Below are 648 nucleotides of genomic sequence, written 5' to 3'. Positions count from 1 at the left end.
ATTATTCCAATGTGCTGCTGCGCTCCTATGAGGCCTTATCCTACAGCGGTCAAAAGGTGGGCTTTGTTTCGGAGAAGCAGATTGCGGCCGGAGGGCTTTCTGCCTTCAAGCTGCTGGTAGTGCCGTATGCAACCCGGGTGGACCCGGCTACTCTGTCCGGCATTAAGGCGTACATGGAGCAAGGAGGCAGAGTGCTGCTCATCGGTTCCCATGCGCTGGAGCTGGAGCCCCACGGGACAGCCCAGTCGGCGGAGGAGCGGAGCTATGTGTTCGCCCACGCCGATAAAATCACTGCAGCCAATTGGACGGCGGCCCAAATCAGAAGCTTTCTTCAGCCCATTCTGGAGGATATTGCGCCGGAACGGATGCTGCTGAAGGAAACCGCAACCGGGGAGCTGCCGTACAATGTGGAGTGGAGAAGCACGGAGCATGAAGGCAGGGTGCTGCTGAATGTGGTCAATTACGGCGCTGAGACGGTGTTGGCGGCAGCGGAGGCAGATGGCAATCAGGCGGTGCGCTACACCAATCTAATTACCGGCCAAGTGCACGAGGGTGGGGCGCTGGAGCTTGAGCCGCTGACCCCCTATCTGTTTGCGGTGGAAATGGGAGCCGACAACGGCAATGGCAATGGCGGAGAAGGTTCGGAGC

General features: G+C 59.1%; 1 protein-coding gene. It reads left to right on the top strand.

Annotated elements, in window-relative coordinates; genetic code table 11:
* A partial coding sequence (locus tag DQG13_RS31100) for a type 1 glutamine amidotransferase family protein (protein WP_181593112.1) occupies nucleotides 1-648 on the top strand: 648 nt, incomplete at both ends.

The organism is Paenibacillus sp. YN15 (assembly GCF_003285005.1).
In the GTDB taxonomy this organism is placed as follows: domain Bacteria; phylum Bacillota; class Bacilli; order Paenibacillales; family NBRC-103111; genus Paenibacillus_AR.
The sequence above is the reverse complement of the archived record's forward strand: the minus strand, read 5'-3'. Positions and strand labels throughout refer to the sequence as shown.